The following is a 13,334-nucleotide window of genomic DNA, read 5'->3' as shown; positions in this document are numbered from 1 at the left end:
GACAGCTCACAGCCTGAAATGCCCCACCATCCCCTTGAGCTCAACCCCTAGCTGCGCCAGCTCAATGCTCGACGCGGCATTGCCCTGCATCGCCAGGGAAGATTGATCGGCACTGGCGCGGATGCTGGTGACACTGCGGTTGATCTCTTCAGCCACCGAACTCTGTTGCTCGGCCGCCGCCGCGATCTGCTGGTTCATCTGCTGGATCAGCGACACCGCCGCCGCAATGCTCCCCAGGGCGCTTTCGGTTTGCAGGGCATCACTGACCGCCATCTTCACCAGCTCGCCACTGCTCTGGATCTGCTGCACGGAGGTCTGGGCTGCTGAGCGCAAGGCGCTCACCAGGCGTTCGATTTCCTCGGTGGACTGTTGCGTGCGCTTGGCCAAGGCCCGCACTTCATCGGCCACCACCGCAAAGCCCCTGCCCTGCTCACCGGCCCTGGCCGCTTCGATGGCCGCATTGAGCGCCAGCAAGTTGGTCTGCTCAGCCACGCTCTTGATCACGCTCAACACCGTGCCAATGTTCTGGATCTCAGCGCTGAGGCTTTCGATACTGCTGCTGGCTGAAGTGGCCGAGTCGGCCAATTGTTCAATGCGCACCATGCTCTGACGCACCACCTGCTGACCGCTTTCAACCTTATCGTCGGCGGTCTGGGCCGCTTGGGCCGCCTCTTCGGCATTGCGCGCCACGTCGTGCACGGTGGCGGTCATCTGGTTCATGGCCGTGGCGACCTGTTCGGTCTCCTCCTTCTGGCTGCTGACCTCCAGGTTGGTCTGCTCGGTCACGGCCGACAGCGATTGGGCGGAGTTGGCCAACTGTTCGATACCGGCCTGCAAACCGCTGACGATACTGCTCAGGCCCGCCCCCATCTGTTGCATGGCGAGCATCAGTTGACCGATCTCATCCTGGCGCGTCACCTGCACCGTTGCACTCAAGTCGCCCGAGGCAATCTGCTGTGCAACACGGATGACGCTGCGCAACGGCCCGACGATCAACCGGGTAATGACCCAGGCCGCAATCAGTCCCACCAGCAGCGCCAGGGCCGACGAGCCGATGATCAGCAGCGAATTCTTCTTCAGTTCCGTCTGCATGGCACCATCCTCGGCGGTGTAAGCCTGGTCAACCCGCTCCACTACCTGGGAGGCACGCTCGTGCAGTTGCTGGTAGACGATTTTCTCCTGGGCCAGCAGGCCGGTGTATTCAGCGAGTTTTTCGTTGAAACCAGCGATATGCCCGGCCACTTCGTTAAGCACGGTCTGGTATCCCGGGTCCTTGACGGCGGTCTTGAGCACCTCGGCCTGCTTCATGGCTTGCTCGGCCTGTTCGATAGTGCCCTGCCCGCCCTCTTCAGAACCTTTGCGGCTTTGATCCAGGCGTACCCGCGCTTCGTTCATGGCCTGCAACATCAACCGTGACACTTCGCTGACCTGATTGGCTTGCTCGATGAACTCGCCGCCCTCCTTGCCTTCGGACTCTTTCAGGGTATAAGCGCCATCATCTGCCAGGCCCGCTTGCAGCACATCCAGGTTATTGGCAACGCTGGACACTGACCAACTGGCCATTTCCAGTGCCAGATCCTTGCTCTGGCTCAACTCGACGAATTCGTCGAACGCCTTGCGATAAGCCGCCAAGGCTTGCTCCACGTCGTTCATCACCGGCACGTTGGCCGCCGATTGCGCCTTGAGCTCGTTGGCCTGGGCAATCAGTCCGTCCACGCCCAGCCGCAAGGCATCGACCGTTTTCGGGTCCGAGCGCAAGGCGTATTCCTGCTCAAGCAGACGGACCTTGAGCAAGCCGCTATTGAGGGATGACATCTGTTTCAGGCCATCGAAACGATAGCTGATGGTCTGCAGGGACCAGACACCGATGGCCGCCACCACGGCGGTAAGCAGCAGCACCAGGACAAACCCCAGGCCCAGTTTCTTTGCCATACCCAGGTTGGCAAAACGTCTTTGCACGGCCGAAATCATTGCGCCCAGTCCTCTGCCAGTGTGTGTTGATTGCAGATTCGCAACGAGATGCCCTGTAACACAAGATGCTGGCGTCGGAATAATGGCAAAAAGCTACAGCGCCGTCGTTTTCAGGACAATTGAGGTCGATCCAGAGCCGCCGCGCGGAAGAATGCCTGGGCCCTCGAATCGCAGGCGTGGGCCACGTTGATCCGCAGCCAGTCGCTGACAGCACCCGACGGGCTGAACGCTGTACGAGAAGAAAGCACCACACCGAACCGCTTGGCCAAGCGCTGCAATGCAGCGTAGTCGCATAACGGTGGACGCGCCCAAATGAACAGCCCGCCGGCCGGCCGGCCAAAGACTTCCCAATCCGCATCCTCCAGCACCTGCAACACCGCTGCCATGTCGGCACTCAAACGCTGGCGCTGACGCTGGACCAGTTTGCGATAGGCGCCGCTGGCCAGAAGATTGGCCAGCACTGACTCACAGAAGCGTGAACTGCCCATGCTGGTAATGCCCTTGACGTCCCTCAAGCGTGCGATGACAGACGATCCGGCCACGACGAAACCGACTCGCAATGAGCTGCTCAGGGTTTTCGAGAAGCTGCCCACGTACACCACGTCGGTATCCAGCGCTGCCAGTCGGGTCCGGGTTGAGTTCTGGAAGTCGGCATAGACATCGTCTTCGACCACCAACATGGCGTGCTTTTTCGCCAGTTGCAGCAGTTGCTGGGCCACGACCGGGGCCAGGCTGCTGCCGGTCGGGTTGTGGCAGGCGCTGTTGACGAACAGAGCGCTGGGCCGATGCGTCGCCAAGAGACATTGGAGTGCATCGACGTCCGGGCCGCGCGGAGTCCTGGGCAGTTCGATCATGTCGATGCCATGAAACCTGAGCAGGTCGAACAGCTTCGAATACCCCGGACTCTCCACCACAACGCAGCATCCAGGCTCAAGCAGTGTGCGCACAATCAGGTCCAGACCGTGGGTCGCGCCCGTGGTGGTCAGGATCAGGTTTTTATCGGCGTGGATATTGAATTGTTTCAGGCGCCTGGACAGTTGCTCCCGCAGAGCGGGCAGCCCCATCGGCGTACTGTAACTGAACAGCCCTGCCATATCGGTGCGGGTGACCTGACGGATCGCGTAGCCCAGATCATCGCTTTCGCGCCAACTCTCGGGCAGCCCGCCACAGCCCAGCGTCAGTTCCCACTGCGAACTATGGGGCACGCTTTCCTGGGTGATCTGCGTGTCTTCCAGCCAGTCTTTGTCGGAGGGCTCGTAGCTGGACGACGGAGGCGGCGCGACAAAAAAACCCGAACCATGGCGCGCCGCCAACACCCCTTGGGCCACCAGGCGTTCACACGCCTCGTTGACACTGGACTGACTGAGCAAATTCTCCCGGGCCAATTGGCGAATGGAGGGCAGTCGGGTTCCCGGTTGCACCGCATCCTGTCGAATCCAGCCGGCCAGCGCGTCGACAATTTGCTGCACGACAGGCACCAGGGCCTGCCGGTCGATTCTCAACTCCATGAGTAACCAAGCTCCTAAGCAACTGTTTTATCTCTGGAAACAGTTAAGCACAGGCCGTCTCTGGACGATGTACGACAACGTCGCCAAAACGGTCGATTCTCACCCTTTGAAACACATTCAGGGGCTGACACGGGGCATTTTTAACCCCCAAAGAAAAAGCCCACAACGAGTGCGGGCCTAGTCCTACACGCTAAATACAACGTTCTTCAGAAAGCCGTGACGCCGCCGTCCACCGCCAATGAATGACCGGTGGTGAATGCAGCGCCATCGCTGCACAAATACAGCACCGCGCTGGCGATCTCCTCGACCTTGCCGATGCGTCCTACCGGGTGCATGGCGTTGGCGAACTCACCTTTTTTCGGATCCGCTTCATAGGCACGACGGAACATGTCGGTGTCAATTACCGCCGGGCAAACCGCGTTCACGCGGATTTTCTTCTTGGCGTATTCAATCGCCGCCGATTTGGTCAGGCCGATCACCGCGTGCTTGGACGCTGCATAAATGCTCATCTTCGGCGCCGCCCCCAGACCCGCCACCGAGGCGGTATTGACGATGGCACCGCCCCCTTGGGCCAGCAGCAAAGGCAATTGATACTTCATGCACAGCCAGACGCCCTTCACATTGACGCCCATGATGGCGTCGAACTCATCGAGGGTGCCGTCGGCCAGCTTGCCCTTTTCGATTTCGATCCCGGCGTTATTGAAGGCGTAATCCAGGCGGCCATAGGCATTGATTACTTCGCTCATCAGGTTCTGCACGTCGCTTTCCAGCGTTACGTCGCAGCGCACGAACAGCGCTTCACCGCCCGCCTCACGAATCGACTGCACTGTGCCCTCGCCACCCGCCACGTCCAGGTCGGCCGCCACCACTTTCAGGCCCTCTGCCGCGAATGCCTGGGCGGTCGCACGGCCAATGCCCGCGGCTGCGCCCGTGACCACGGCGACCTGTCCGGAAAACGTCATGCTCATTGTCAAATCCTCGAAGAGTGCGGGAGATGACGCCAGTCTAGTCACAGGTCCGGACGATGCGGCAGCACTATCCAATTACCGTTTGAGTATTCATGGGCGCCAGTGATAACGGCCCCGGCGCCATTATCACTGGGTTCGATCGAACTGCATTCGCTGCATCAGCAAACCTTGCGACAAACGCTTCTAAGGTCTATCAACAAGGCTTCATTCATCTTGAGTGCCAGCCATGACTGCCCAGACCAATCGCCAGTTCCTGCTCGCCAAACGCCCGGTAGGCGCTGCGACCCGCGAGACTTTCACCTATCAGCAAGTACCGGTCGGCGAGCCGGCAGCCGGCCAGATTCTGGTGAAGAACGAATATCTGTCCCTGGATCCGGCCATGCGCGGCTGGATGAACGAAGGCAAGTCTTACATCCCGCCGGTAGGCATTGGAGAAGTGATGCGCGCCTTGGGCGTAGGCCAGGTAGTCGCCTCGAACAACCCGGCCTTCGCGGTCGGTGACTACGTCAACGGTGCGCTGGGGGTGCAGGATTATTTCCTCGGCGAGCCGCGAGGTTTCTACAAGGTCGATCCGAAACTGGCGCCATTACCGCGCTACTTGTCAGCATTGGGCATGACCGGCATGACCGCCTATTTCGCCCTGCTGGACGTGGGCGCGCCCAAGGCCGGCGAGACAGTAGTGCTCTCGGGTGCCGCCGGTGCGGTGGGCAGCATCGCCGGGCAGATCGCCAAGATCAAAGGTTGCCGCGTGGTGGGCATCGCCGGCGGGGCCGACAAATGCAAATTCCTGATCGATGAACTGGGCTTCGATGGCGCCATCGACTACAAGAATGAAGACGTCCATGCCGGTCTCAAGCGCGAATGCCCCAAAGGCGTGGATGTGTACTTCGATAACGTCGGCGGCGACATCCTCGATGCGGTGCTCAGCCGTTTGAACCTCAAGGCCCGCGTAGTGATCTGCGGTGCCATCAGCCAGTACAACAACAAAGAAGCGGTGAAAGGCCCGGCCAACTACCTGTCGCTGCTGGTCAACCGGGCGCGCATGGAAGGCTTCGTGGTCATGGACTACGCCTCTCAGTTCGCCGCCGCCGGGCAGGAAATGGCCGGCTGGATGGCCAAGGGGCAGCTCAAGAGCAAGGAAGACATCGTTGAAGGACTGGAGACATTCCCCGAGACGCTGACCAAATTGTTCAGTGGGGAGAATTTCGGGAAGTTGGTATTGAAGGTCTAGTCACAAAAACACCTGTGGGAGCGGGCTTGCTCGCGAAGGCGGATTGTCAGGCGCCATTTTTGCCAACTGACACACCGCTTTCGCGAGCAAGCCCGCTCCCACAAGGGATCTTCAGGTCTGATCAGGCCAGTTCGGCGACTACGGCCGCCAGTGCCTTGGCCGGATCAGCCGCCTGGCTGATCGGTCGGCCGATCACCAGGTAGTCGGAACCGGCATCCAGTGCCTGACGCGGGGTCAGGATGCGGCGTTGATCGTCCTGGGCGCTGCCCGCCGGACGAATCCCCGGGGTCACCAGTTGCAGCGACGGGTGCGCCGCTTTCAGGGCGCTGGCCTCCAAGGCCGAGCAGACCAGACCGTCCAGGCCAGCCTTCTGCGCCAGCGCCGCCAGGCGCAGCACCTGTTCCTGAGGCTCGATATCCAGGCCGATACCGGCCAAGTCCTCGCGCTCCATGCTGGTCAGCACGGTCACGCCGATCAGCAACGGCTTCGGCCCGCTGCGCTGATCCAGCACTTCACGGCAGGCCGCCATCATGCGCAGGCCGCCGGAGCAATGCACGTTGACCATCCACACCCCCATTTCGGCGGCCGCCTTGACGGCCATGGCGGTGGTATTGGGAATATCGTGGAATTTCAAATCCAGGAATACTTCAAAACCCTTGTCACGCAGGGTCCCGACAATTTCCGAAGCGCAACTGGTGAACAGCTCCTTGCCGACTTTGACCCGGCACAGCTTGGGGTCCAACTGGTCGGCCAGCTTCAGGGCGGCGTCACGGGTAGGGAAATCCAAGGCAACGATGATGGGCGTCTGGCAGGCGGACATGAGTGGGCTCTCAGGCAAGTCGAAATCGGCGCGCATTGTAGCGGAACCAGCGCCCGTGCGGGACCCGATGATCGGTAAATCCTCATCGCGCCCGGACAGCATGGACGATGCCGGCCTTTGTGTCGAAGTCGATACACTCATGACACGCGCACAACACGCCGGCACGCTACCGTCTGGCGCCGCACCCCCGTCCTTTCAGCGCTTCACGCCTAGCGGCACGAAGCCTATGCTGAAGCCTCAACCTCGCCGCCTTCTTTGCGGTTGGCAGCCTATCTGGCAGATGATGCACCCATGCAGAACACCCCTGTTGCAAATTCTGACGATCAAAAAGCGCCCGACGATGACAAGCGCTGGAGTACCCGGGCGTTGATCGTCGATGACGATGTGCCGATCCGCGAGCTGCTGATCGACTACCTGGCCCGTTTCAACATACGCGCCAGCGGCGTGAACGATGGCGCGGCCATGCGCCGGGCGATGCAGGCCGAGCATTTCGACGTGGTTGTGCTCGACCTGATGCTGCCGGGCGAAGACGGCTTGCAATTGTGTCGCTGGCTGCGCGCCGAATCGGACATCCCGATCCTGATGCTCACCGCCCGGTGCGAGCCCACCGACCGCATCATCGGCCTGGAACTGGGCGCCGACGATTACATGGCCAAGCCGTTCGAACCCAGGGAACTGGTGGCGCGGATCCAGACGATCCTGCGCCGGGTACGCGACGACCGCACCGAGCAACGGGCCAATATTCGCTTCGATAACTGGCGACTCAACAGCGTACTGCGCCAGTTGATCTCCGCCGACGGGCTGGTGGTGCCGCTGTCCAACGCCGAGTTCCGGCTGTTGTGGGTATTCATCGAACGACCGCGCCGGGTACTGAGCCGCGAACAGTTGCTGGACGCCGCCCGTGGGCGCTCCATCGAGGCGTTCGACCGCAGCATCGATCTGCTGGTGTCGCGCCTGCGCCAAAAGCTGGGTGACGACCCCAAGGCGCCGCAACTGATCAAGACCGTGCGCGGCGAAGGCTACCTGTTCGACGCCCGGGACATCGGCTGATGCGCTTGCGCCTCGACACCTTGTTCGGCCGCCTGTTTGGCGTGCTGTTACTGGCGATCGTCCTGGCGCACCTGTTGGCCTTTGCCTGGTTTTCTCAATACGACAAACCGCCTTTGGGGCCACCCCCCGAATTTTCCCGGCAAGGCCAGCACCCTGGGCCCACGGGACCCCCACCCAACCGCCCTGCGCGCCCATGGTTCGGTGGGCCGGTGGTACCGCTGACGTTTCAGTTTGTGTGCCTGATCGTCGCCGCCTGGTACGGCGCCAAACTGCTGACCCGGCCAATCCAGCGCCTGAGCGATGCCGCCGAACGCCTGAGCGAAAACCTCGACAGCCCACCGTTGGAAGAAACCGGCCCTCGGGAGGCCCGCCAGGCTGCCCATACGTTCAACCTCATGCAACAGCGAATTCGCGAGCAGGTGCAGCAGCGTTCGCGCATGCTCGGTGCGGTATCCCATGACCTGCGCACTCCGCTTTCACGGCTCAAGCTGCGCCTGGAACAGATCGATGACATCAAGCTGCAGGGCCAGATGCGTCAGGACCTGAACGATATGATTGGCATGCTCGACGCCACCCTCACCTACCTGCACGAGCAGCGCACCAGCGAAGCGCTGCAATGGATGGACGTGCAGGCGTTGGTGGAATCGCTGAGCGAAAACGCCCAGGACCAGGGTGCCGACGTGCAAGCCAGCGGTGGTTGCGCGCCGTTACAGGTGCAGCCGATGGCGTTGCGCTCGTGTATCAACAACCTCATGGACAATGCCTTGCGCTACGCCGGCCATGCGTTGATTACGCTGCAAGACCAGCGCGACCAGGTAGTGATTCGGGTGATTGACCACGGCCCCGGGATTGCGGCGGATAAACGCGAAGCAGTGTTCGAGCCCTTCTATCGCCTGGAAGGCTCACGCAACCGCAACTCCGGCGGTGTCGGCCTGGGCATGACCATCGCCAGGGAAGCCGCCGAACGCTTGGGCGGGCAATTGAGCCTGGAAGAAACGCCAGGGGGTGGATTGACGGCAGTGATCCGCTTGCCCCGCGCCTGAAACAACCTCAATCCCATGTGGGAGCCGCGCCGGGAGCTGAGTTTGTACACCCGCCGGTACAAACTCCACACACCCACGACAACTGCCCCGCCGACGCTGCATAAGCCGGTGCACCCACCGGCATTCCAGCCCAAGGAGAGCGCCCATGATCGGTAGCGTCAGCAGTTACTCGCCCTATACCAGCACCAGCAGTACCGCGACCAGCAGTGCCCGCAGCCAGCAGTTTCAAAAGGAGCTGCTCAGCAAACTCGACAGCAACGCCGACGGCTCGGTCGATCAGGAAGAATTGAGCACGGCCCTGTCGCAGAAGAGTGACGACGGCATCCTGGTCAGCCTGAGCGACAATTTCAGCGACCTGGACAGCGACAGCAGCGGTGACCTGAGCAGTGATGAGATAGCCGCGATGGCGCCACCGCCTCCGCCGCCACGGGACCAGGCGCCGACGACTGAACTGGCCGATGCGCTGCTCAGCGCCCTGGACGCCGACGGTGATGGCGAGGTCAGTAGCGAGGAGCTGAGCAATGGTCTGGCGAGCGCCGGCAGCGCTGCCGACAGCCAGGAACTGTTCTCGGCTCTGGACGAGAATGAAGACGGTACCGTCAGCCTCGACGAACTCGCCGCCAGCCTCCCCCCGCCACCGCCACAACAGGCCTCCAGTGAGGCGTTGTTCAGCCAGCTCGATGCCGATGGTCAGAGCAACACCGGCACCAGCGAACTGACCAGCGCGGTACAGGCCAACCGCACCAGCGACAGCTCCACCGACCAGACCAATGTCAGTGAAGCGCTGAACAGGATGATCGCCAACCTCAGTCGACAATACTCGCTGGATGATGTCGCCCCCGTGGGGAAATACCTGAACGTGGCGACGTGATTGACCGGCAAGCCTGGTTTTTCAGAGCCAGGCTTGCCTGCTGGATCGAAGCCCATTGGTGGCGAGGGGATCTATCCCCTCACTACAAAAAGGTTGGTGCTGGTCTCAGGAGTGGGGTTATCGCGCCTGGCTCTTGCTCCAGTCCGTCAGCAAGCTGTAGGCCACCGCCAGCAGGGTCGGGCCAATGAACAGTCCGATGAAGCCGAAGGCAATCAAGCCACCGAACACCCCCAGCAATACGATCACCAACGGCAGGTTTCCGCCACGGCTGATCAGGTAGGGTTTGAGCACGTTGTCCACACCGCTGATGATGAAGGTGCCCCAGATCCCCAGGAACACCGCCATCCCGTATTCTCCCTTCCACACCAGCCACGCCGTGGCGGGGATCCAGACCAGGGGCGGCCCCATGGGAATCAGGCTGAGCAGGAAGGTGACGATGCCCAGCACCAATGCCCCCGGTACGCCAGCGATCAGGAAACCAATCAGCGCCAGCACCGCCTGGGCCGCCGCGGTGCCGATCACGCCGTTGACCACACGCTGCACCGTACCGGCCACCAGTTCGATGTAGTAACCGGCACGGTCGCCGATCAGACGCTCCAGCAACCCGTGCACGAACACCGCCAGGCGCGGGCCGTCACGGTAAAAAAAGAACACGAACACAATGCTCAGGGTCAGTTCGAGAATGCCACCGCCGATTTGGGCACTGCGAGCCAGCAGCCAGTTGCCGACCTGACCCAGGTACGGCCTGACGGACACCATCATGGCTGCACCTTGCTGATCGATGCTGTTCCAGATGCCCACCAACCGCCCACCCACCAGCGGTAAGCCCGCCAGCCATACCGGGGGATCAGGCAGGCCATCGACCTGCACGTTCTTGATAAATGCCGTGGCGTCGCGTACATGATCAGCCAGGTTGAAGCCCAGCCACACCAGCGGCACCGCCACCAGCACCATCCAGCCCACGGTCAGCAAAGCCGCCGCCAGCGACTCACGACCATTGACCCAGCGGGTCAACAGGCGCATCAGCGGCCAACTGGCAAACGCCAGCACCGCGCCCCAGAACAGCGCCGACCAGAACGGAGCCATCACCCAGAAGCTTGCACCGAACAACACCAGGAGCAGGATCTGCACCAACAGCCGATCGTTATTGAGCATGTCAGGTCTCGAAATAAAAACAGGGCCGGGCTGACGGCGTGAAGCACGTCACCCGAAACAGCTTAACGCAGCAGCTCAAGATGCAGGCCCGCCGCATCGCCCCTGGCGGCCTCCATTCGCGCCGCCCGGACCCCCTGATCGATCAATGCTTGCCGCCAGGCCTCGGCCTGGGGTCCGGCGACAGTGACTCGAAGACCCGTGTCCAGGTTCAGCGCCCGGGATAGCAGGCGCAACCAGGTTTCGTCCGGTTCGCCGACCAGACGCGGCAAGTCCAGCACGCCGGTGTCCTTGAGCTGGCGCAACAGCGTGGCCGATGTGGGCAGCAGGTTCCCCAGCGAGGCGTTTGCCTCGAACTGCTCGACATGCAGGTAAGCCTTGCGATTGCCGCGAGTAATGCCATACAGCGCAATCAGCGTGTTGTCCGCGGGCGGCGCCAGGCGCAGCAGCAGATAAGACTGACCGTTATCGGCACCATAGAGCTTGGCATTGCCGAACACTTCGTTGGCCCACAGGCTGCTTTCGCCGCAATCACGGGCCTGGCACCAGAACAACAGTTGCGCGTCCTGCTTCTGCAAGGCTTCGCGGGCGGCGGTGAAGGCCTGGGTGGCGGAGTGTTCCGGCGGCAGTTCGTAAGTCACCGACGTGGTGTTGCCACGGGCATCGACCTGCCCATCGAAGCGCAACTGGCCGCTGATCTTGCGGATCGAACCCAGGGGATAAATCCGCTCCAGGTCAGTGGTTTGCCGGTAATCGACAATTTGCGCGTCGGGCATGCGGGGCACCCGCTCCAGGTCCCGGCTGCCGGGAACATCGGCGGCAAACGATGCCGGGCTGAAGCAGGCCAGCGTAAGCAAGGCGAGTGAATGAATGGATAATTTCATCGGATCGGCATGGCCTGGGTCTCTGGGGTGAGGCCGGTGTCATCGATGCACTGCGAGGCCGCTAAACAGAGATCTGTCATGGTTGTCTCCCTTTTTCAACCCGCCCAGCCTCGACAGTTGCCAGGCGCAAGTCAAGAAACGGTGAAGAACCGATTGAAACAGTCTGCTACAAGCGCGGCGCCAGCCTCGTCGTTCAGGTGCAAATGATGACCGCCGGGCAACCGTTCATGACTGAAGGGTAGACGCTCCAGCAACTCGGGGTGTCGGGCAAGCATGCCGTCAGCAGCCACCACCAGATGCGCGGGGCAAGCGACCCGCGCCACGAAGGCCATGGCCTGCTCATCGGTCAGGCGAAGCGGCGATGGCAAGGTCAGGCGATTGTCGGTGCGCCAGGTGTACCCTCCCGGCACCGGCATCAGGCCGCGCTGGGCCAGCAATTCGGCGGCTTCGCGACTGACCGCCACCAGGCCTTTCATGCGGGCCTCAATGGCCCGGTCGAGGGTTTTGTAGACCGGTTTTCGTTTTTGTTGCAAATCCAGCTGCGCCTGCAGGGCCATGCCCATGCGCTCGGCGGCGTTGTCGCCTTTGTCCGTGGGAGGGATCACCCCGTCGATCAGCCCCAGGTGCGTGACCCGGTCGGGCAAGGCTCCGGCGAGCACCAGCGAGACGATGGCGCCCATGGAATGCCCCAGCAGGGCGAAACGCGCCAGGCCCAGTTGTTCGGCGACTTGCAGCACATCATGGGCATAGTCCCACAGGGCATAGCCAGCACCGGGTGGGCGATGCCCGGAGTGACCGTGACCGGCCATGTCCAGTGCAATGACCCGCAGGCCCTCAAGCCGTGGAGCCAGCCGGGCGAAGCTGTTCGCATTGTCCAGCCAACCGTGCAAGGCGATCACCGGCCGGCCATCCTCCGGCCCGAACAGGTGGGCCGCCAGTTCAATGTGGGGCAGGCTCAGACGGACTTCTTCAACCCCACTCATAAGCTGCGCCCTTCCCAGCGCTGAAAGAGATCCTTGAGCAACCTGGCCGTGTCCTGCGGACGTTCCAGGGGAAACATATGGCTGCCGGGCATGCTCAGGGATTCGCCATGGGGCATTCGACCCACCGAACGGGTGTGATGGCGCATCACCACGCGACTCTGCCGGCCGCGCACCACCGCCAACGGCACTTTGAGCATACGGGCCCGGCCGGGACTGGTGTGCGGCACGCCGCGGTAAATGCTGATCTCCGTGGCCGGATCGAAGCGCAGCCGCAAGCGGTCGCCGACTTGCTGCAAGCCATGTTGCAGGTAGGCGTCGAAGCATTCCGGGTCAAACCCGCGGAACAGCGTCTTGGCGGAAAAATACTGCCGGGCCGACTTCAGGTCTGCGAACTCTTCACGCCGGCCCAACGTCCGTCCCGCTGGAGTCAGACGATCGATGAACCCCAGGCGCTTGGCGGCCAGGATCACCCACTGATCGGCGCGGGTCAGCACGGGCGAATCGAGCATTACCACGCCACGATATAACTGTGGACAGCGCAATGCGGCATGCAGATGCAGAACGCCACCCAGGGAATGGCCGACGCCCCACACCGGTTCAGGTTGTTGTTCCAGGTGATGGATGAGCTCGTCCACCAGGTTGTGCCAGTTATCGTCTGCCGGAAAACGCGGGTCATGGCCGTGCAATTCCAGATGCGCGACCTCGTACTGCGGCGCCAGCGCGGCGAACAGCTTGCCGTAAGTGGCCGAGGGAAAACCATTGGCGTGGGCGAAAAACACCTGTTGCGACATGACAGTGGATCCATGGGGAAACTGGAACCGATTGTCCGCACATCCCGGTGGCGCGGCAATGA

The 13,334-nt window shown here is 62.0% G+C and carries 12 protein-coding genes and 1 pseudogene; 4 read left to right on the top strand and 9 right to left on the bottom strand.

Translation table 11 applies throughout. The features are described 5' to 3' along the window. Positions 1 to 6: 6 nt before the first annotated feature. The 4 genes and pseudogenes from BW979_RS28110 to BW979_RS11305 form a co-directional block, all read right to left on the bottom strand. Positions 7 to 870 (bottom strand): methyl-accepting chemotaxis protein, encoded by an 864-nt coding sequence (locus BW979_RS28110; RefSeq protein ID WP_371264151.1) that lies wholly within the window; start codon positions 868 to 870, stop codon positions 7 to 9. Next, a pseudogene (locus BW979_RS28105) lies at positions 868 to 1,092 on the bottom strand (HAMP domain-containing protein); the annotation flags it as partial. The pseudogene BW979_RS28105 and the gene BW979_RS28110, both read right to left, overlap by 3 nt. Positions 1,093 to 2,081: 989 nt before the next feature. Beyond that, positions 2,082 to 3,479 carry an aminotransferase-like domain-containing protein gene (locus tag BW979_RS11310; RefSeq protein ID WP_076383818.1) on the bottom strand — a complete coding sequence of 466 codons (1,398 nt, stop codon included), beginning with the start codon at positions 3,477 to 3,479 and terminating at the stop codon, positions 2,082 to 2,084. 206 nt (positions 3,480 to 3,685) lie between these two features. Then, positions 3,686 to 4,447 carry an SDR family oxidoreductase gene (locus BW979_RS11305; RefSeq protein WP_047230352.1) on the bottom strand — a complete coding sequence of 254 codons (762 nt, stop codon included), beginning with the start codon at positions 4,445 to 4,447 and terminating at the stop codon, positions 3,686 to 3,688. Positions 4,448 to 4,673: 226 nt separating this feature from the next. On the opposite strand from BW979_RS11305, the gene BW979_RS11300 reads away from it, so the two are divergent. Beyond that, complete coding sequence (locus tag BW979_RS11300; protein ID WP_047230351.1) at positions 4,674 to 5,678, top strand: NADP-dependent oxidoreductase; 1,005 nt, start codon at positions 4,674 to 4,676, stop codon at positions 5,676 to 5,678. A gap of 121 nt (positions 5,679 to 5,799) precedes the next feature. Here the strand turns inward: BW979_RS11300 and pyrF are convergent, their stop codons facing one another. Then, entirely contained in the window at positions 5,800 to 6,498 is a 699-nt protein-coding gene (gene pyrF, locus BW979_RS11295) for an orotidine-5'-phosphate decarboxylase (RefSeq protein ID WP_160893102.1), read from the bottom strand. 291 nt (positions 6,499 to 6,789) lie between these two features. Between pyrF and BW979_RS11290 the strand changes: the two genes are divergently transcribed. The 3 genes from BW979_RS11290 (at position 6,790) to xopAW (ending at position 9,462) form a co-directional block, all read left to right on the top strand. Beyond that, positions 6,790 to 7,548, top strand: coding sequence for a response regulator (locus tag BW979_RS11290; RefSeq protein WP_047230350.1), 759 nt, complete (start codon positions 6,790 to 6,792; stop codon positions 7,546 to 7,548). Continuing rightward, the gene (locus BW979_RS11285; RefSeq protein ID WP_047230349.1) at positions 7,548 to 8,591 is read left to right on the top strand and encodes a sensor histidine kinase; all 1,044 of its coding nucleotides are present in this window, start codon (positions 7,548 to 7,550) and stop codon (positions 8,589 to 8,591) included. Before BW979_RS11290 ends, BW979_RS11285 begins: the two co-directional genes overlap by 1 nt. 145 nt (positions 8,592 to 8,736) lie before the next feature. Continuing rightward, positions 8,737 to 9,462 carry an EF-hand domain-containing protein gene (gene xopAW / locus BW979_RS11280; protein ID WP_076383817.1) on the top strand — a complete coding sequence of 242 codons (726 nt, stop codon included), beginning with the start codon at positions 8,737 to 8,739 and terminating at the stop codon, positions 9,460 to 9,462. Positions 9,463 to 9,579: 117 nt separating this feature from the next. On the opposite strand, the gene BW979_RS11275 is transcribed toward xopAW, so the two are convergent. From BW979_RS11275 to BW979_RS11260, 4 genes are all read right to left on the bottom strand, one after another. After that, on the bottom strand, positions 9,580 to 10,617 hold the full coding sequence (locus BW979_RS11275; protein ID WP_047230347.1) for an AI-2E family transporter: 1,038 nt from the start codon (positions 10,615 to 10,617) through the stop codon (positions 9,580 to 9,582). 62 nt (positions 10,618 to 10,679) lie between these two features. Then, positions 10,680 to 11,486: a DUF4892 domain-containing protein gene (locus BW979_RS11270; protein WP_076386576.1), complete on the bottom strand. Its 807-nt coding sequence runs from the start codon at positions 11,484 to 11,486 to the stop codon at positions 10,680 to 10,682. Between the two features lie 143 nt (positions 11,487 to 11,629). Beyond that, complete coding sequence (locus BW979_RS11265; protein ID WP_047230346.1) at positions 11,630 to 12,481, bottom strand: alpha/beta hydrolase; 852 nt, start codon at positions 12,479 to 12,481, stop codon at positions 11,630 to 11,632. Next, positions 12,478 to 13,272, bottom strand: a complete 795-nt coding sequence (locus tag BW979_RS11260; protein WP_076383816.1) for an alpha/beta fold hydrolase — start codon at positions 13,270 to 13,272, stop codon at positions 12,478 to 12,480. The genes BW979_RS11265 and BW979_RS11260 overlap by 4 nt, the downstream gene beginning before the upstream one ends. Between the last annotated feature and the right edge of the window lie 62 nt (positions 13,273 to 13,334).

This window comes from Pseudomonas sp. A214 (assembly GCF_900156295.1).
GTDB lineage: Bacteria > Pseudomonadota > Gammaproteobacteria > Pseudomonadales > Pseudomonadaceae > Aquipseudomonas > Aquipseudomonas rhizophila.
This window is presented reverse-complemented; position numbering and strand designations above follow the sequence as displayed.